The organism is Saccharothrix sp. ST-888 (assembly GCF_000955975.1).
Classification (GTDB): domain Bacteria; phylum Actinomycetota; class Actinomycetes; order Streptomycetales; family Streptomycetaceae; genus Kitasatospora.
In genome coordinates, this window is the sequence record NZ_JYJF01000001.1 from 127,408 (window position 1) to 145,669 (window position 18,262).

An 18,262-nucleotide genomic window follows, 5' to 3' on the forward strand; every position below is an offset into this window, starting at 1 on the left:
GCAACCTACCCGCGAGTAGAGCGCCCTACAAGGGTTTCGGGCATTCTTATCGACATCAAGTCTAATAAGCTCCGGGCCGTACGCCTGAGCCTCCCGGGGCGTACGCCCGAGCCCCGGTGGTACGCCGGCGCCCGCCCGGAGCGCTCATCGGGCGGGCGTGCCGAGCTCCGCGCGGACCCGGTTGCGGACGGCCGCCACCACGGCGGCGGACCGGTAGGCGCGGGCGACCCGGACCAGCCAGTCCGTCTCCGTCACGGCGGTGGACCCGGCCGCCGGTGCACCCGCCCCGGGGGCCGTCCAGGCCGCGTGCCGCCGCCCCGCGCGGACGGACTCGACGGCCGCCGCGATGGCCGCCGCCTCGACGGTCTCGGGACGGCAGCCGGGATCGAGCTCGCAGACCCAGGCGGCGGCGTCGGGGTGCCGGTACGGGCGCAGCGCCAACTGGGCGTCATGGATCTCGATCACCCTGCGGTACAGCGCGAACCTGACGCCGTGCGGCAGGCCGAGAGCCCTGCCGCCCACCGGGTCACCGTCTTCCAGGGCGCCGTCTTCCTCTCCTCCTGGGGCGGCCCGTCCTGACGGCGCCGGACGACCGGGGTCAGACCGCCATCGCGATCATCAGCGGGGCGGCCCGCTCGGCCAGGAGTTCGGCGGCAGCGCGCAGCCGGTGGACGTCGGAGACCGGCAGCGAGGTGGCCAGGCAGCCGACCGTGCTGCCCGCGGTGACCGGGACGGCGGCGCAGACGGTGCCCATGGCGTACTCCTGGATGTCCAGCACCGGGACGGTGGCGGGCTGGCGCTCCAGACGGTGCATCAACTGCTCGGCGTCGGTGACGGTGCGCGAGGTGAGCCGGGCGACCGGGTGCCGGGACAGGTGGTCGCGGCGGGCGTCGTGGTCGAGCTGGCTCAGCAGGCACTTGCCCAGCGCGCTGGCGTGCGCCGAGGCGCGGAAGTCCACCCACTCCTCGACCGGCGGGGCGTAGTCGGCGGAGGCCACCGCCTCCACCGTCAACTCGCCGTCGTGGTACCGGCCGAAGTAGACGGCGGCACCCAGTTCGTCGCGCAGTTCGGCCAGGGTGCGGTCCAGCCTGGTGCGCAGCAGCTGCCTGCGGTTCGCCTGGCCGAGCAGGGCGAAGGCGCCGCCGAGCACCCAGCAGCCCTCCTGGTTGGTCAGGTAGCCCTCCAGCTCCAGGACTTCGGCCAGCTCCTGGACCGCGGTGAAGGGCAGCGACAGCTCCCGGGCGAGGACCGCGGGGGTGACGCCGCCGCCGTGGCGGTCGACCGCCTCCAGCAGCCGCAGGGCCCGTTGGAGCGCCCCGAACGGACTCGGACCGCCCTGGTCGAGTGTGGTCCGGTCGCCCCGGCTCCGTGCCGACATGAGGCCCCCTTCACGAACAATCCCACCCATCCGCGCGGACCTGCCGCGATCCCCCCAGCCTAGCCACGCCGGGCGCGGCAGACCCCACACCGAGGCGAATTCGCCGGTACGGGGCCAGGTCCCCTTGACTGGCATATGCCGCACGTCGTTCACCCGCGCTCAACCGGGCGCCTGCTCCGGGGAAACGTGCGGACCCCGCAGGGGCCGCCCGGTCCCGCCGGGTTCCGCGCACGCCGGACGGGCCCCTCCCCACTGCCCGGGGAAGGGGCCCGTCGGCGGTCATCCGAGTGCGGGCTCGGGCGACCGTTGAGGGTTGGTCAGGTCGGGCCTCAGCCCTCGTCGCCAGCCCGGAGCTTGGCGACCGCGGCCTCCAGGCGGGCGCCGTACTCCTCGTCGGCCGCGTGGAAGTGGGCGAGGTTCTTCTCGATGACGTCGTCGCGGGAGACCTGGGCGAGGAAGCCGGCCAGGTTGTTGATCAGCCGCTCCTTCTCGCCGTCCGACATCAGCCGGTAGAGCTCACCGGCCTGGAAGAAGTCGTCGTCCTTGGTGTGCGCCGGGGTGGTGTAGGTGCCGGTGTAGCCGGAGAGGGCGACCGGGGCGGCGAGGGCGTCGTCGGTCTGGCGCGGGCCGTCGTACGAGTTGGGCTCGTAGTTCTTGCCGCGGCCGGACTCGTTGACGGCCGAGAAGCCGTCGCGGCCGTAGTTGTTCGCCTCGGTGGCCTTGGGGGCGTTCACCGCGAGCAGGGTGTGGTTGACGCCGAGGCGGTAGCGCTGGGCGTCCGCGTAGGCGAACAGGCGGCCCTGGAGCATCTTGTCCGGGGACGGGCCGATGCCGGGAACGAAGTTGTTCGGCGAGAAGGCGGCCTGCTCGACCTCGGCGAAGACGTTCTCCGGGTTCCGGTTGAGGACCAGGCGGCCGACCTTCTGCAGCGGGTAGTCGGCGTGCGGCCACACCTTGGTGAGGTCGAACGGGTTGAAGCGGTACTCGGCCGCCTCGGCCACCGGCATCAGCTGGACGTACAGGGTCCAGGACGGGAACACGCCCCGCTCGATGGCCTGGTGCAGGTCGCGCTGGTGGCTGTCGGCGTCACCGCCGACGAGCTCGGCGGCCTGGGCACCGTCCAGGGAGCGCACGCCCTGGTTGGTCTTGAAGTGGTACTTCACCCAGAACGCGTCGCCCTGCCCGTTGACCCACTGGTAGGTGTGCGAGCCGTAGCCGTTCATGTGCCGGTACGAGGCCGGGATGCCGCGGTCGCCGAAGAGCCAGGTGATCTGGTGGGTGGCCTCGGGGGCGTGCGCCCAGAAGTCCCAGACGTTGTCGGCCTCGGTGGTGCCGGTGAAGGGGTCGCGCTTCTGCGAGTGGATGAAGTCGGGGAACTTCAGCGGGTCCTTGATGAAGAACACCGGGGTGTTGTTGCCGACCAGGTCGTAGTTGCCCTGCTCGGTGTAGAACTTCAGCGCGAAACCGCGCGGGTCGCGGACCGCGTCGTTGGCACCGAGGTTGCCGGCCACGGTCGAGAAGCGCAGGAAGACCTCGGTGCGCTTGCCGACCTCGGCGAGGAAGGCGGCCCTGGTGAACTGCGAGACCTCGTCGGTCACCTCGAAGTAGCCGTACGCGCCGGAGCCACGGGCGTGCACCACGCGCTCCGGGATGCGCTCGCGGTTGAAGCGGGCCAGCTTCTCCAGCAGCTGCTGGTCCTGGATCAGCAGCGGGCCGTACTCACCGGCCGAGGCGGAGTTCTGGTTGTCGGCGATCGGGGCGCCGGACTCGGTGGTCAAGATCTTCGACATGAGGGTCCTTCACATAGCGGCGGTGCGGAGGTGTTTCGGGTTCAGACGCCGAGCAGGCGCCAGATGGCCGAGCGGCGGCGGGAGGACTGCTCACCGTCGGGGCCGTCGGTCGGCTGCAGGGCAGCGACGGCGGCGGTGGTCGCGGCGGCGTCCGCGAGCGGGCGGGCGGCGGTCAGCGCGGTGGCCTCGGCCTCGTCCAGTCCGGCCCCGGTGAGCGCGGCCTCGGACTCGGCGGCCGGCAGCGCGTTGAACCAGCGCAGGGCGAGGGCGGCGCGGCCGGCCTCGGTGAGCCGGCCGGTGAGGCGCAGCCGGGCGAGGCCGCCGTCGGGGTAGACGTTGATCCGGACGTGGGTGACCGGACGGTCCGCGGTGAGCCGGAAGCGGTGCCGGGTGTCGGGCTGCAGGCGGGTGCGGGGCAGGATCTCGAACCAGCCGTCGGCGTCGCCCGCCGGGTCTCCGCCCTGGGAGGCGTCGTAGCCGACCAGGTCGGCCCAGCCGGGGGCGTTGGCGACGAAGTGGGTGGTGTCCACCTCGGCGGCCAGGACCTCGCCGCCCCCGGCCAGGGCGATCTGCACCCAGTCGTTGGCCTTGTCGCGCCGACGCCGGGTCTCCCAGCCCTCGCCCATGACGGAGGCGCGACCGGGAGCGTTCAGGTTGTGCGGGGAGGAGAAGTAGCGGTCCGAGGCGGCCTCGGCGACGCCGCCGTACTCCTGCGCGGCGAGGTCGAAGGTGAGCCCGTCCAGGTCGCGCGGGTCGGGGCGGACCTCGCCGTACACCCGCAGCCGGGCCACGCCGCCGTCCGGCCAGATGTTCAGGCGGACGTGGGTGAAGCGCTGCTCACCGGTGACCTCGAACTCGTGGGCGGTGTCGCCCTGGAGCGGGGTACGGGGTACCAGGTCCACCCACTCGGCGGCCTCGACCTCGGCGGGGGACGGGTGGCCGGGGACGGAGGCGCCCTGGACCGAGCCCGTCTCGGGGTAGTTGCCGGTGAAGTGCGCGGTGTCGACCACCACGCCGCGGATCACCCCGGCCACGCCCAGCCGGACGATCGCCCAGTCGTGGTCCTCGTCGGTGGGGTGCGGCTGCCCGGCCGAGACGCCGCGGCGACGGCGGCTCTCCCAGCCGTCCATGATCTGGCCCTTGTGCCCGAAGGTGTGCGGACGGAACTCGGCAGGTGCCGCGACCAGCAGGTTCTCCGCGTCCGCGAAGGTGTCCTCGTTGGTGGCGACGATGCCCGCGCCCAGCAGGCGGGAGGCCAGGTTGACCAGCTCGGTGAAGGGAGCGCTGGGGGGATTGACGGTGCTCAACTCAAGGCTCCTAGTTACGAGTGATCTGGCGGCCGAACGGCTCGGCGGTCGCGTCCGCCACGTCGACGACCCGGCCGCGCAGCCAGGTCGTGCGGACCACACCGGTGAGCGTCCGGCCGGCGTACGGGGTCACGGGGTTGCGGTGGTGCAGTTCCTCGGCGTGCACCGCGAACCGGGCGTCGGGGTCGAAGGCGACCAGGTCGGCGTCGTTCCCGACCGCGATGGCGCCCTTGGTGCCGGTCAGGCCGACCAGCGAGGCGGGTCCTGCGGACATCCAGCGGACCACGTCCGCCAGGCCGTGGCCGCGCTTGCGGGCCTCGGTCCAGACGGCCGGCAGGCCGAGCTGGAGGGAGGCGATACCGCCCCAGGCGGCGGCGAAGTCGCCGCTGCCGCCGTAGCGCCGGAGCTCCTTGAGGTCCGGCGTGGACGGCGAGTGGTCGGAGACCACCGCGATGAACTCGCCGGCCGCCAGGGCCTCCCAGAGCAGGTCGCGGTTGGACTCGTCGCGGATCGGCGGGCAGCACTTGAAGGCGGTGTCGCCGTCCGGCACCTCCTCGGCCGCGAGGGTGAGGTAGTGCGGGCAGGTCTCGGCGGTCACCTGGACGCCGTCCGCGCGGGCCTGGCGCAGCAACGGCAGTACGGCGGCGGAGGAGACGTGCAGGATGTGCACCCGGGCGCCGGTGCGCCGGGCGGTGTCCAGCAGCCTCGCGACCGCGGCGGTTTCGGCGTCGGCGGGCCGGGAGGCGAGGAAGTCCCGGTAGTGGACGCCCGGTTGCTGCGGGGCGGCGGCCAGCACGGCCGGGTCCTCGGCGTGGATGATGGCCAGCGCGCCGATCCTGGCCTGCTCGGCCAGGGCGGCCTCCAGGTCGGCCTGCTCGACGTGCGGGAACTCGTCCACGCCGGACGGCGCGAGGAAGCTCTTGAAGCCGAACACCCCGGCCCGGTGCAGCGGTTCGAGGTCGGCCAGGTTGCCGGGGACGGCCCCGCCCCAGAAGCCCAGGTCGACCCAGGCCTGCCCGTCGGCGGTCTTCCGCTTGGCCGCCAGGCCGTCCACCGTGGTGGTGGGCGGGATGGAGTTCAGCGGCATGTCGATGATCGTGGTGACACCGCCGGCCGCGGCGGCCCTGGTGGCGGTGGCGAAGCCCTCCCACTCGGTGCGTCCGGGCTCGTTCACGTGGACGTGGGTGTCGACCAGGCCGGGCAGCAGAACGGTCTCGCCGAGGTCGGTCAGGGTGCGGCCGTCGGCCGGGAGCACGCCGTGGTCGGCGATCCGCTCGATCCGGCCGTCCTGGATCAGCACATCAGCGGGACGCTCGCCGTCCGGCAGGACCACACGGCGGGAGCGGATCACCACGGTGGTGGGTGGCGTCTCGCTGAGGGGCATCTGGACCTCCGTGCTGGAAAGTACGAGTGGGGGTCGCTGAGAGCGGGCAGGCAGTGCCGGTACGGCAGTTGATAGTCCGATCGTCGGACTGGCTGCTGCGATGGCTCGGAGCCTAGGCCCGCCTTCAACAAAACGTCAATGGAGAAAGCTACGAGGCGCCGGGGTCAGCCGGTCGGCCTCAGGTCAGCAGTCCGGTCGCCAGCCGCTGGCCCGCCACCTCGGCCAGTTCGGCGGCCTTGGTCATGCTGTCGCCGGGCTGTTCGGCCAGATCGGTGAGGGCGATCGCGGAGACGAAACCGGCCTTGCGCCACTCGTCCTCCGCCAGCTCCACCCGCCCTGCCACAGCGGCCACCCGAACCCCCGCCCGAGTGGCCGCCGCGGCAACGCCGGCGGGAGCCTTGCCATGGAGCGTCTGAGCATCCAGGCAGCCCTCGCCCGTCACGACGAGACGCGCCCCACGCACAGCCTCGTCGAAACCCAGCAACTCGAGGAGAAGCTCGATGCCGGGTCGCATGGTGGCGCCGAGCAGCGCGAGGGCGGCGAAGCCGACCCCGCCCGCAGCCCCGGCGCCGGGGGCGTCGCGGAAGTCCCGGCCGGTGGCCTCGCGGACCACGTCCGCCCAGCGGGTCAGGCCCGCCTCCAGGACCGCCAGGTCCTCGCCCTCCGCACCCTTCTGCGGGCCGTACACGGCGGTCGCGCCGCGCGGGCCGAGCAGCGGGTTGTCCACGTCGCAGGCGACGACGATCTCGACACCCCCGAGCGCGTCGGCGAGCGGGCCGAGGTCGATCGCGGCCAGCCTGCGCAGCGCCGCGCCACCGGGGGCGAGCTCGGCGCCCTCGCCGTCGCGCAGGCCCACGCCGAGCGCCTGGACCATCCCGGCGCCACCGTCGGTGCAGGCGCTGCCGCCGAGGCCGACCACGACCCGCTTGGCGCCCAGCGCCACCGCCCGGCCGATCAGCTGGCCGACGCCGAAGGAGCCGGCCGCGAGCGGCGCGGTACGGCCGCCGGGGAGCCGGGCGAGTCCGGAGGACTGCGCCAGCTCGACCACGGCGGTGTCGCCCCTGACGGCGATGGCGGCGTCCACCGGGAGCCCGGTCGGACCGGCGACCTTCGCGGGCACCCGGGTGAATCCGGCCGCCAGCGCGGCGGCCAGGGTGCCCTCGCCGCCGTCGGCGACGGGCAGTTCGCGGACCTCGACACCGGGAGCGGTGCGGCGGATGCCGGCGGCGATCCTGGCGGCGACCTCGGCGCCCTCCAGGGTGCCCTTGAACTTGTCGGGAGCAACGACCACATGGCCCTGGGTGGGGGTGGCGGGCATGGCGTGGGCCTCTCTTCCGATCATCTGACTGGCACTGTTGCGCTGTTCAGGGGCTCGGGGAACGGCGGGGGCATCCCCGGACACGGCCACCTGTCCACGAACGGCTACCCGTTACCGGGACACCGCCCGAGCCCCCTGGACAGTGCAACCCGCCCGAGCCCGTAAAGAAAGCCGCCCGTGAAGAAGAACCCCCTCCCCGCCGTTCCTCTCGTCCCGCTTCCGACGTACGAGAGGCTCCCCTCGGCGAAGGAGGGGGCCGGGCGGAGCGCGCAGGCACGACCGAAGTGCCCCCGGGAGGGTGGCGCGCGCCGCCGGCTTGGAGCGACCGGCAGGAGGCGGATGAGCCAGCCTTCCTGCCGGCCGGAACTGCCCTCCTGGCGGCGCGGGCACGACCGGACAGGTACACGCCACCAGGAGGAGTCTGTGGGTACTGCGCCAAGCGGTTCCCGTGCCGGGGGCGGACTGTCAGGGCGCGCCCCCGGCACGAAGTACTGCGTTACTCGGCCTCACGGTTACTCGAGGGCGGTTACTTGACCTCGCGGCCCGAGAGCCGCTCGACGCCGCGGAGCAGGGCCGAGTGGTCCAGCGAGCCGTCGCCGTTGGCGCGGGCCGAGGCGACCAGCTGGGCGACGACCGCGCCCACCGGCAGCGCCGCGCCGACGGCGCGGGCCGCGTCGGTCACGATGCCCATGTCCTTGTGGTGCAGGTCGATGCGGAAGCCGGGAGCGAACTCGCGGTTCAGCATGTTGCCCTTCTTGCGGTTCAGCACCGTCGAGCCGGCCAGGCCGCCGCCGAGCACGTCCAGCGCGGCGGCGAGGTCGACGCCCGCGTTCTCCAGGAAGACCACGGCCTCGGCCAGGACCTGGATGTTGACGGCCACGATCAGCTGGTTGGCGGCCTTCACGGTCTGGCCGGCACCGGCCGGGCCGACGTGGATGACCGTGGTGCCGAGCGCGTCGAAGAGCGGCTTCGCCTCGGCGAAGTCCGAGGCCGCGCCACCGACCATGATGGACAGCACGGCCTCGACGGCACCGGCCTCACCGCCGGAGACCGGGGCGTCCAGGGTGCGGATGCCCTTCTCCTTGGCGGCGGCCTCCACCTTGATCGAGGTCTGCGGGGTGATCGAGGACATGTCGATCACGAGGGTGCCGGCCTCGGCGTTCTCCAGCACACCGCCCTCGCCCAGGATGACCTGTTCGACGTGCGGGTCGGCCGGCACCATGGTGATGACGACCTCGGCGTCCCGCACCGCTTCGGCGATGCTGGTGGCACCGTGGCCACCGGCCGCCACCAGGGCGTCGATCGGGGGCTGGGTGAGGTTGAAGCCGGTGACGTGGTGGCCGGCCTTGACCAGGTTGGCAGCCATCGGGCTGCCCATGATGCCGAGGCCGATAAAGGCGATCTTGCGGCTCATCGCTTCGCGTTCCTTCGTACGTGGAGGGGGGTGGGGAGGGCGTGGCGCGCCCGGCCGTGCGACCCGTGGGGCCGCGCGTGCTCAGTGCGACGGGCGCAGCTCGCGGGGCAGCCACTCGAAGCTGTCGGCGCTGACACCGGTGGACGGGCGGTACTCCAGCCCGATCCGGCCGCTGTAGCCCGCGGCGGTCAGCCGGGCGAAGAGGTCCTCGAAGTCCAGCTCGCCGGTGCCCGGCTCGTTGCGGCCCGGGTTGTCGGCGATCTGTACATGGCCGAAACGGTCGGCGTAGGCGTCGATGACCGCGGCCAGGTCCTCGCCGTTCCTGGCCAGGTGGTAGAAGTCGCAGAGGAACTTGGCGTTGCCGAGGCCGGTGGCCGCGTTCACCTTGTCCACGACCTCCACGGCGGCGGCCGCCGAGAGCAGCGCGTAGTCGGGCGCCTCGGGCTTGTTGAGGGCCTCGATCAGCAGGATCGCGCCGATGGAGTGCGCGGCCCGGGCGGCCAGCGCGAGGTTCTCCAGGGCGAGCTCGTCCTGCCCGGCCGGGTCCACGCCCTCGATCCGGTTGCCGTAGAGGGCGTTGAGCGCCTTGGTGCCCAGCGACTCGGCGAGCGAGACCGCCACCGGGATGTTCTCCCGGAACCGCTCGCTCTCGGCCGGCACCGAGAGGGTGCCCTTGGCGACCCCGGTGGCGAGGTCGTCCAGGAAGTTGAGACCGGTGAGCTGCACACCCGCGTCGGTGAAGGCCTTGCGGAGCTTGTCCAGCTCGGCCTGGGCGGGGGTGTGGTCGAGGCCGAAGGGCCACCAGAGCTCGGCAGCGGTGAAGCCGGCGGCCGCGGCGGCGGCCGGGCGCTCCAGGAGCGGAAGCTCGCTGAACAGGATCGACAGGTTGACCGTGTAGCTGTGCTTGGAAGCGGCAGTCACGTCAATCACCTCTCACTCTCTTCCGTATCCGCAACTTCCACGATCCGGAAGAGGGATTCTGCTTGGTGGAAGCATGTCCGGGGATGCTCCGGGGTGTCAAGACCGTCACAACATTTTGTTGAAGCGGCCGAAACCTTCGGACCACCCGGGGCCCGTACTGTCCGATCAGCCGACTCCCCCGCCTGCAGCACCGCACCGGCACCGGCCCCGGTCCCACCCGGCCCGGAAGCCCTCCCGGACCCCTCCCCCCGACAGCGCCGCTCGATAGAGTGAGCAGGTGCGATTGATGGTGGAGTTCACGACAGAACCGTTCGAGCTGGACACATTCCCGGAGCATGCGGCGGCCGCCCGACGGGTGGTGGACGAGGCCGGCCTGGCCGTTGCAGTCGGCCCGTTCGGCACCGGCGCGGAGGGTGAGGCGGAGCAGGTCCTGTCCGCCGTCTCCGAGCTGCTGCGGGAGACCCTGAAGGCCGGGGCCACCCGGATCTCCGTACAGGTCAGCGTCCTGGACAAGGACGCGGGCGAGAGCCCGGAAGGAGTGGGTACGCAGTGAGCAATGCCCTGGAGCACCCGCTCGCCTCGGCGATAAAGCCGCTGCTGGAAGCCGTCGGCGCGACCCAGGTCGAGGTGGCCGAGGCCCGCCCCGACGACGTCGTCCTGGAGTGGGAGGGCGTACCGGCCGTGGCCGTCCGCCTCCCGCACCTCAGCAGCGCACTGGACCGCCTGCTGGCCGACATGGCCCGCCAGTTCGACGGGCGCCCGCTGGCCGAGCTGGACCGCTGGGAGAAGCAGCGCGTGGTCGCCCTCCTGGAGGAGCGCGGCGCGTTCACCGTCCGCCACGGGGTGGAGACGGTGGCCTCGGCCCTCGGCGTCAGCCGGTTCACGGTGTACAACTATCTGAACCGACAGCAGGACAGCGCCAAGACCAGTTGACCGGAGCTGCCGTCCGCCGGGTTTGCCCAGTCTGTCCCACCCGTGACAGCAGGCGCACTTGGCGAATCGCACACCAAAAGGGCCGATGAGCGGGCCCGTCCCAAAACGTAACCACCAACCGTTCAACAAAGTGTTGACGCTCGGGGGTGGTGGATCTAGCTTTTGCGAGTGGCACCACTCTTCAGGAGGTCCACCCGTGACCAACCACCCCCAAGCGTCCCCCGACGCGGCCGGCGCCCTCAAGGCGCTCGCACAGGCTCCCGCCGCCGAGCTGACGGAGACCCTGCTGGAGATCTGCTCCAGCCCCGGCTGGGCCGAGGCCGTCGCGGCCGCCCGGCCCTGGGCCGACCGGGACGCACTGCTGGCCGCCAACGCGGCGGCCATGGCGGCGCTCACCGCCCGGGACCTGAACGACGCGATGGCCGGCCACGCCCGGATCGGCAAGCCCAAGGCGGGCGACGCCACCTCCGAGCGCGAGCAGGCCGGCATCCAGGGTGTGGACTCCGCACTCCTCGATGAACTGCACCTGGCGAACGCCGCCTACGAGGCGAAGTTCGGCCACGTGTTCCTGATCTGCGCCACCGGCCGCACCGCCGCCACCATGCTCGCGTCGCTGCGCGAACGCTTCCCCAACGACGCCGCCACCGAGGCGGAGATCGTCCGGGGCGAGCTGCGCAAGATCAACGACATTCGCATCAATCGACTGCTGGACGAGCCCTAGACTTGTCCGACGGTTCGTCAATTCTGCCATCAGTAAGGTCACTTCACCCATGACTGGCATCTCCACGCATGTGCTCGACACCAGCCTCGGCCGCCCGGCCGAAGGTGTCCCGGTCGAGCTCGCACTGCACACCGAGGGTGGCTGGAAGGTGCTCGGCGCCTCCGCCACGGACTCCGACGGCCGGGCCAAGGACCTGCCGGCCGTGGAGGCGGGCTCGGTCGTCCGGCTCCAGTTCGACACCGCGGCCTACTACGCCCGGGCGTCGGACCAGGCGCCGTTCTTCCCCGAGGTCTCGATCGTCTTCACGGTCGCGCCCGCGCAGCACCACTACCACGTGCCGCTGCTGCTCAACCCGTTCGGCTACTCGGTCTACCGCGGAAGCTAGACCGCAACCTGCTTAGGAGCCTGTCATGGCCCACGTGCTCGGTCAGAACCAGTACGGCAAGGCGGAGAACCGCATCGTCCGGATCTACCGCGACAGCACCCGTCACGAGATCAAGGACCTGAACGTCTCGGTCGCCCTCTCCGGTGACTTCGAGGACGTCCACCTCACCGGCTCGAACGCCAACTGCCTGCCCACCGACACCACCAAGAACACCGTCTACGCCTTCGCCAAGGAGTACGGCATCGAGTCGGCGGAGGCCTTCGGCATCACGCTGGCCCGCCACTTCGTCGACAGCACCGAGCCGGTCCGCCGCGCCCGGATCCGGATCGAGGAGTACGCCTGGGACCGGATCAGGACCCCGGACAGCTCCTCGCGCTTCATCGGCTCGGAGGAGGTCGGCCACTCCTTCGTCCGCAACGGCCAGGAGACCCGCACCACCGAGATCGTCTACGACGGCGAGACCGTCCAGGTGATCTCCGGTCTCAAGGACCTGATCGTGATGAACTCCACCAACTCGGAGTTCTGGGGCTACATCAAGGACAAGTACACCACCCTGCAGGAGGCCTACGACCGCATCCTGGCCACCCAGGTGACGGCCCGTTGGAAGTACTCCTACAGCGGCGCGGAGGGCGAGGCCCAGCCCAACTGGAACCGCTCCTACGCCCACGTGCGGCGCCACATGCTGGAGGCGTTCGCCGAGACCTACTCCTACTCGCTGCAGCAGACCCTGCACGCGATGGGCACCCGGGTGCTCAACAACCGCGCCGAGGTGGACGAGGTCCGCCTGGAGCTGCCGAACAAGCACCACTTCCTCGTCGACCTGGAGCCGTTCGGCCTCAAGAACGAGAACGAGGTCTACTACGCCGCCGACCGCATGTACGGCCTCATCGAGGGCACCGTGCACCGCGAGGGCGTCGTCCCGGTCATCCCGGTCGTCTGACCTCCCCCACGATGGACGCCATCCGGCACCGCTGCACCCTCCGGCACCACCCCGCCGGCCGGTCCCGGACGGCCTGCAACTCCCCGAGCAGTACCGACAGTTGCACCACCTGTTTCTCCACCCCCACCCACCGGAGATCGTGCTCGCCTCGCGGCGGCCGGCCCGGGGCGCTGGAGAAGCCGCCCGAGGGACTCTTGTACCGCCGTCCCGCCCTCGGGTTGTCTCCAGCGCCACGGGCGCGCCGGAGGCCACGGGCACAAGAGGGGCTCGACATGGCACTCCGCTCCACCCGAACCACTGACGGCGGTTCCACCCCTGACAGACCTGCGCGGCCGGACGGGGTGTCGACCGGCCACCCCGACGCTCCGAGCCGCGCGGTCCACCCGGTGGACGAGCTGCTCCCGCCGGCGAAACTCTTCACCACCGGCCTGCAGCACGTCGCCGCGATGTACGCGGGCGTGGTCGCGCCCCCGCTCATCGTCGGCGCCGGTGTGGGTCTGACCCCCGCCGAGCTCGCCCTGCTGATCTCGGCCAGCCTGTTCACCGCCGGACTGGCCACCCTGCTCCAGACGCTGGGACTCTTCCAGCACACGGAGTGGGCGCGCATCGGCGCCAGACTGCCGTTCGTGAACGGCGTCTCGTTCGCCGGTGTCGCACCGATGCTCGCCATCGCCAAGGAGCACGGCCCGAAGGACGCCCTTCCGGTCATCTTCGGGGCGGTGATCGTCGCGGGGCTCCTGTGCTTCCTCGCGGCACCGTACTTCAGCAAGCTCATCCGGTTCTTCCCCCCGGTCGTCCAGGGCACCGTGATCACCCTCATCGGGGTGTCCCTGCTTCCGGTGGCCGTCAACTGGGCTCGCGGCGGCTCGGCCGGCGCACCCGGCTACGGCTCCGCCAAGGCCATCGGACTCGCCGCCTTCACCCTCGCCGCGGTGGTCCTGTGCAACCGTCTGCTGCGCGGCTTCTGGCAGCAGCTCTCGCTCCTCGTCGGGCTGGCGATCGGCACCCTGGCCGCCTTCCCGCTCGGGCTCACCGACTTCGGCGCGGTCAAGGACGCGAAGGTCTTCGCGCTCCCGTCGCCGTTCCACTTCGGCGCGCCGGTCTTCGACGTCACGGCGACCGTCTCGCTCTGCATCGTCATGGTGGTCTCGATGACCGAGTCCACCGCCGACATGCTGGCGCTCGGCCGGATCGTGGGCCGCCAGGCCGACGAGCGGACCCTGACGGCGGGGCTGCGGGCCGACGGCCTGGCCACCGCGCTCAGCCCGGTCTTCAACGGGTTCGCGTGCAGTGCCTTCGCCCAGAACATCGGCCTGGTGGCGCTGACGAAGATCCGCAGCCGCTTCGTGGTCGCGGCCGGCGGCGGCATCCTGATCCTGCTCGGGCTGTTCCCGGTGCTCGGCTCGATGGTCTCGCTGGTACCGCAGCCGGTGCTCGGCGGCGCCGGGATCGTGCTCTTCGGCACGGTCGCGGCGAGCGGGATCCGCACCCTGGCGGAGGCCGGGATGGACTCCAGCGCCAACACCATCCTGGTGTCGGTGTCCCTCGGGGTCGGCATCATCCCGATCGCCTCGCCCGACTTCTACAACCCCTTCCCGGAGGCCGTCCGCACCCTGATGCACTCCGGGATCTCGGCCGGCTGCGTGATGGCCGTCCTGCTCAACCTGCTCTTCCACCATGTCGGTGTCGGCCGCCGTACCCCAACCGGCGAGACACCCGGCGCGACGGTGCCAACGGCGACACCGTCCTGATCGGCGGGGGGCGTGCACCGCTCACCCGCACGCCCCCGCCCTCCCCCATAGGAGTCACACCATGGCAGTCCAGCCTCCCCCCGCAGACCAGCGGATCGTGATCGAGAACGTCGCCGTCGCCACGGTCGACGCCAACGACACCGAGTACGCCCGCGGCCACGTGGTCATCCTCGGCAACAGGATCGAGTCGGTCGGCAACGGCCCCGCCCCGCAGTGGCTGGACAACGTGGTGCGCCGGATCAACGGCGAGGGCCACCTCATCACCCCCGGTCTGGTCAACACCCACCACCACTTCTACCAGTGGATCACCCGGGGCCTGGCCCAGGACAACATCCTCTTCGACTGGCTGGTCGCCCTCTACCCGACCTGGGCCCGGATCGACGACAGGCTCGTCCACGCCGCCTCGCAGGGCTCCGCGGCCGCGCTGCTCAAGTCCGGCTGTACCACGGCCTCCGACCACCACTACGTCTTCCCGCAGGGCGGCGGCGACATCCTCGGCGCCTCCATCGAGGCCGTGCAGGAGCTCGGCATGCGCTTCACCGCGCTGCGCGGCTCGATGGACCGCAGCAAGAAGGACGGCGGCCTGCCGCCGGACCACGCCGTCGAGCGGACCGAGGACATCCTGATCGCGTCCGAGGCCGCCGTGGACCGCTACCACGACTCCTCCTTCGGCTCGATGCTGCACATCGCCATCGCGCCCTGCTCGCCGTTCTCGGTCTCCACCGAGCTGATGCGCGAGGCCGCGCTGCTCGCCCGCCGCAAGGGCGTACGGCTGCACACGCACGGCTCGGAGACCGCCGAGGAGGAGCAGTTCTGCAAGGAGCTGTTCGGCATGGGCCCGACCGACTACTTCGAGTCGGTCGGCTGGCTGGGCGAGGACGTGTGGATGGCGCACTGCGTCCACATGAACGACTCCGACATCGCCAAGTTCGCCGAGACGGGCACCGGCGTCGCGCACTGCCCGTCCTCCAACGCCCGCCTGGCGGCCGGTATCGCCCGGGTGCCCGACATGCTCACGGCGGGCGTCCCGGTCGGCCTGGGCGTGGACGGCACCGCCTCCAACGAGTCCGGTGAGCTCGGCACCGAGCTGCGCAACGCACTGCTGATCAACCGCCTGCACGGGCGCCCCGACGCGCTGACCGCCCGGTCGGCGCTGCGCCTGGGCACCATGGGCGGCGCCCGGGTACTCGGCCGGCAGGACGAGATCGGCTCCATCGAGGTCGGCAAGCTCGCCGACCTGGCGCTCTGGAAGGTCGACGGCATCATGCACTCCTCGATCGCCGACCCGGTCGCCGCCCTCACCCTGGGCGCCCTGCCTCCGCTGGCCACCCTCTTCGTCAACGGCAACGCCGTGGTCGAGAAGGGCAACCTGACCACCGTGAACGAGGACCAGATCGCGCTGGCCTGCGCCCGCGCCGCCAAGGAGCTCGCCTCCCGCGCCTGATCCCCCCTCGGACTCCGGGCCGCGCCAGGGACGGCGTGCCACCCGGACCCCGCCCGGCCCACCGCCGGGCGGGGCACAGCCCCGGACCCACGGCGAGGGTCCGGGGCTGTGACGTGTGCGCTCCCGGGTGGTCCACGGCCGGTCCGCCCGGCGGCCGACCGTACGAACTGGCCCAGCCGGGAGCAGAGTTGCCCGGGCGGGGCCGGAGTTCTCCAGGAGTCCGGGAACGCCGACACCGCCGCTCTCAGGAGGGCGGCGGTGTCGGTGCAGGATCAGGAGACGGCGTACTCAGGCGGTGCGGCCCAGCGTGGCGAGGTAGGCGCGCCAGCCGCCGAACTCGGTGATCTCCTTGTGGACGCCGCGCTCCAGTTCACCGCGGGCGAGGACCATGGAGAGGCAGGGGGAGCCGTCGGCCAGCTCGATGATGCCGAGCTCGAGTTCGAGCGGCTCGCCGGGGAGGATGACGTCGCGCAGGTGCTCCAGGGAGACGTCGTAGAGCTCGCCCTCGATGGCGGTGTCCACCTCGGGGGCGGGCAGCAGCCCGGGGCACTCGTCGCGGATGGAGAAGAAGCGGTAGCCGGGAGCGGTGGTGACGGGGCCGATCAGCGCGTCGGCGACCGAGTGGTGGAAGGGTCCGCCGACCATGGCCTGGCCGTTGAAGAAGATGCGGGCCATCTGGGGTGTCTCCTTGGGGGATGCGCGGGGTACGACGGCTGCGGCCGGGGCTGACCTCCCCAGGTGTTCCCGGCCGCAGCCGTCCGGGGTCTCCGTTCCGTACAGCCGCTTCCGTGCGGCAGCTTCCGGACGGCCGCTGGGGCGCGCCGTACGGAACGGAGCAATCGGCGCCGTGGATTCGCCGACCTGTCAGAGGGGCGGCGGGCGGCGGGCGGATAGATTGGGCCTCAGCCGAGCAGCTCGTACGCCGGAAGGGTGAGGAAGTCGACGAACTCCTCGGCCAGCGACAGCTGCTCGAAGAGCTTGGCGGCCTCGGCCCAGCGCCCACCGGCGTAGGCGGCATCGCCCAACTCGGAGTGCAGGGCGGCGAGTTCCTCGGCCACGAGCCGGTGGACCAGCTCTGCGGTGGCCTTCTCACCGGTGTCGGCGAGGATGACGCCGTTGTTGATCCACTGCCAGATCTGCGAGCGGGAGATCTCGGCGGTGGCGGCGTCCTCCATCATGTTGAAGATGCCGACCGCGCCGAGGCCGCGCAGCCAGGCCTCGATGTAGCGGATGCCGACCTGGACGGCGTTGTGCAGCCCGGCGCGGGTGCAACTGCCGCCGGCGCCCGCGATGTCGAGCAGCTGAGCCGCCGTCACGGTCTCGGCGGAGCCGGGGTTCTCCTTCTGGTTGGGGCGCTCACCGAGCACGGCGTCGAAGGAGGCGCGGGCGACCGGCACGAGGTCGGGGTGGGCGACCCAGGAGCCGTCGAAGCCGCTGGCCGCCTCGCGGTCCTTGTCGGCCTTGACCTTCTCCAGCGCCGCCGCGTTGACGTCGGGGTCCTTGCGGGAGGGGATGAAGGCGGCCATGCCGCCGATGGCGTGGGCGCCGCGCCGGTGGCAGGTCTGCACCAGCAGCCGGGTGTAGGCGGCCATGAACGGCGAGGCCATGGTGACGCTGTTGCGGTCCGGCAGGATGTAGTGCTCGCCCGCATCGCGGAAGTTCTTGACGATCGAGAAGAGGTAATCCCAGCGGCCCGCATTGAGACCGGCGGCGTGGTCGCGCAGCTCGTAGAGGATCTCCTCCATCTCGAAGGAGGCCGTGATGGTCTCGATCAGGACGGTGGCCCGGATGGTGCCGTAGGGGATGCCGAGTGCGGCCTGCGCGTGGGTGAAGACGTCGTTCCAGAGCCGGGCCTCGAGGTGGCTCTCGGTCTTCGGAAGGTAGAAGTACGGGCCCGAGTTGGGGTCCTCGGCGCCCTTGGCCAGCAGCCGTCGGGCGTTGTGGAAGAAGTACAGGCCGAAGTCGAAGAAGGCGCCGGCCACCGGGATGCCGTCGACCAGCAGGTGGTTCTCGTTGAGGTGCCAGCCGCGCGGGCGGACCACGACGGTGGCGAGCTCGGCGGCGGGCCTGAGCGCGTACGCCTTGCCGCCGGGGGCGGTGAAGTCGATCCGGCCCTCGAAGGCGTCGATCAGGTTGACCTGGCCGGTGACCGCGTTCTCCCAGGTGGGGGCGGTGGCGTCCTCGAAGTCGGCGAGCCAGACCTTGGCGCCGGAGTTGAGCGCGTTGATGACCATCTTGCGGTCGGTCGGTCCGGTGATCTCGACCCGGCGGTCCTGCAGCGCGCGCGGGGCCTCGGCGACCTTCCAGTCGCCCGCGCGGATCGCGGCGGTCTCGGGGAGGAAGTCCAGGGTGCCGGCCCGGGCGGTCTCGGCACGGCGGGTCTTTCGTCGGGTCAGGAGTTCCTGGCGGCGACCTTCGAATGCGCGGTGGAGCCCGACCACGAAGGCGACCGCCTCCGGGGTGAGCACCTCCTCTGCGCGCGGGACGCGCGGACCGGCGACAGTGACGACCGGGGCGGCGGGGGATGCGCCGACGGACCCCTGATCTGCAGCCATGGGCAGGACACTCCTTGGACG

At 71.8% G+C, this 18,262-nt stretch carries 17 protein-coding genes; 7 read left to right on the forward strand and 10 right to left on the reverse strand.

Going from position 1 to position 18,262, the window contains the following annotated elements:
• Positions 1-144 precede the first annotated feature (144 nt).
• The 8 genes from UK12_RS00535 to UK12_RS00570 form a co-directional block, all read right to left on the reverse strand.
• Positions 145-522, reverse strand: coding sequence for a DUF6545 domain-containing protein (locus UK12_RS00535; protein WP_045298176.1), 378 nt, complete (start codon positions 520-522; stop codon positions 145-147).
• A gap of 76 nt (positions 523-598) precedes the next feature.
• Positions 599-1,378: an IclR family transcriptional regulator gene (locus UK12_RS00540; protein ID WP_045298178.1), complete on the reverse strand. Its 780-nt coding sequence runs from the start codon at positions 1,376-1,378 to the stop codon at positions 599-601.
• Between the two features lie 329 nt (positions 1,379-1,707).
• Positions 1,708-3,168, reverse strand: a complete 1,461-nt coding sequence (locus tag UK12_RS00545) for a catalase (RefSeq protein WP_045298180.1) — start codon at positions 3,166-3,168, stop codon at positions 1,708-1,710.
• A gap of 41 nt (positions 3,169-3,209) precedes the next feature.
• Positions 3,210-4,475 (reverse strand): allantoicase, encoded by a 1,266-nt coding sequence (gene alc, locus UK12_RS00550; RefSeq protein WP_082119172.1) that lies wholly within the window; start codon positions 4,473-4,475, stop codon positions 3,210-3,212.
• A gap of 10 nt (positions 4,476-4,485) precedes the next feature.
• On the reverse strand, positions 4,486-5,859 hold the full coding sequence (allB, locus tag UK12_RS00555; protein WP_045298182.1) for an allantoinase AllB: 1,374 nt from the start codon (positions 5,857-5,859) through the stop codon (positions 4,486-4,488).
• A gap of 178 nt (positions 5,860-6,037) precedes the next feature.
• Entirely contained in the window at positions 6,038-7,177 is a 1,140-nt protein-coding gene (locus UK12_RS00560; protein WP_082119173.1) for a glycerate kinase, read from the reverse strand.
• 526 nt (positions 7,178-7,703) lie between these two features.
• Positions 7,704-8,591 carry a 2-hydroxy-3-oxopropionate reductase gene (locus tag UK12_RS00565; RefSeq protein WP_045298186.1) on the reverse strand — a complete coding sequence of 296 codons (888 nt, stop codon included), beginning with the start codon at positions 8,589-8,591 and terminating at the stop codon, positions 7,704-7,706.
• 81 nt (positions 8,592-8,672) lie between these two features.
• Positions 8,673-9,512: a TIM barrel protein gene (locus UK12_RS00570; protein ID WP_197084430.1), complete on the reverse strand. Its 840-nt coding sequence runs from the start codon at positions 9,510-9,512 to the stop codon at positions 8,673-8,675.
• Between the two features lie 286 nt (positions 9,513-9,798).
• Here UK12_RS00570 and UK12_RS00575 point away from each other — a divergent pair, with 286 nt between their 5' ends.
• The 7 genes from UK12_RS00575 to UK12_RS00605 all read left to right on the forward strand — a co-directional run bounded on the left by UK12_RS00575 (position 9,799) and on the right by UK12_RS00605 (position 15,686).
• Positions 9,799-10,065 (forward strand): thiamine-binding protein, encoded by a 267-nt coding sequence (locus UK12_RS00575; RefSeq protein ID WP_231590975.1) that lies wholly within the window; start codon positions 9,799-9,801, stop codon positions 10,063-10,065.
• Positions 10,062-10,445, forward strand: coding sequence for a helix-turn-helix domain-containing protein (locus UK12_RS00580; protein WP_045298189.1), 384 nt, complete (start codon positions 10,062-10,064; stop codon positions 10,443-10,445). Before UK12_RS00575 ends, UK12_RS00580 begins: the two co-directional genes overlap by 4 nt.
• A gap of 196 nt (positions 10,446-10,641) precedes the next feature.
• On the forward strand, positions 10,642-11,166 hold the full coding sequence (gene uraD / locus UK12_RS00585; RefSeq protein WP_197084431.1) for a 2-oxo-4-hydroxy-4-carboxy-5-ureidoimidazoline decarboxylase: 525 nt from the start codon (positions 10,642-10,644) through the stop codon (positions 11,164-11,166).
• Positions 11,167-11,215: 49 nt separating this feature from the next.
• Positions 11,216-11,551: a hydroxyisourate hydrolase gene (gene uraH, locus UK12_RS00590; protein ID WP_045298190.1), complete on the forward strand. Its 336-nt coding sequence runs from the start codon at positions 11,216-11,218 to the stop codon at positions 11,549-11,551.
• Between the two features lie 25 nt (positions 11,552-11,576).
• A complete protein-coding gene (gene pucL, locus UK12_RS00595; protein ID WP_045298192.1) occupies positions 11,577-12,491 on the forward strand; it encodes a factor-independent urate hydroxylase in 915 nt (304 codons plus the stop codon).
• A 272-nt stretch (positions 12,492-12,763) separates the two neighbouring features.
• On the forward strand, positions 12,764-14,242 hold the full coding sequence (locus UK12_RS00600; RefSeq protein ID WP_082119176.1) for a nucleobase:cation symporter-2 family protein: 1,479 nt from the start codon (positions 12,764-12,766) through the stop codon (positions 14,240-14,242).
• Between the two features lie 61 nt (positions 14,243-14,303).
• The gene (locus tag UK12_RS00605; RefSeq protein WP_045298196.1) at positions 14,304-15,686 is read left to right on the forward strand and encodes an 8-oxoguanine deaminase; all 1,383 of its coding nucleotides are present in this window, start codon (positions 14,304-14,306) and stop codon (positions 15,684-15,686) included.
• Between the two features lie 288 nt (positions 15,687-15,974).
• On the opposite strand, the gene UK12_RS00610 is transcribed toward UK12_RS00605, so the two are convergent.
• The gene (locus UK12_RS00610; RefSeq protein WP_045298201.1) at positions 15,975-16,361 is read right to left on the reverse strand and encodes an allophanate hydrolase-related protein; all 387 of its coding nucleotides are present in this window, start codon (positions 16,359-16,361) and stop codon (positions 15,975-15,977) included.
• Between the two features lie 227 nt (positions 16,362-16,588).
• Positions 16,589-18,241 (reverse strand): malate synthase A, encoded by a 1,653-nt coding sequence (gene aceB, locus UK12_RS00615; protein ID WP_045298203.1) that lies wholly within the window; start codon positions 18,239-18,241, stop codon positions 16,589-16,591.
• Positions 18,242-18,262 lie beyond the last annotated feature (21 nt).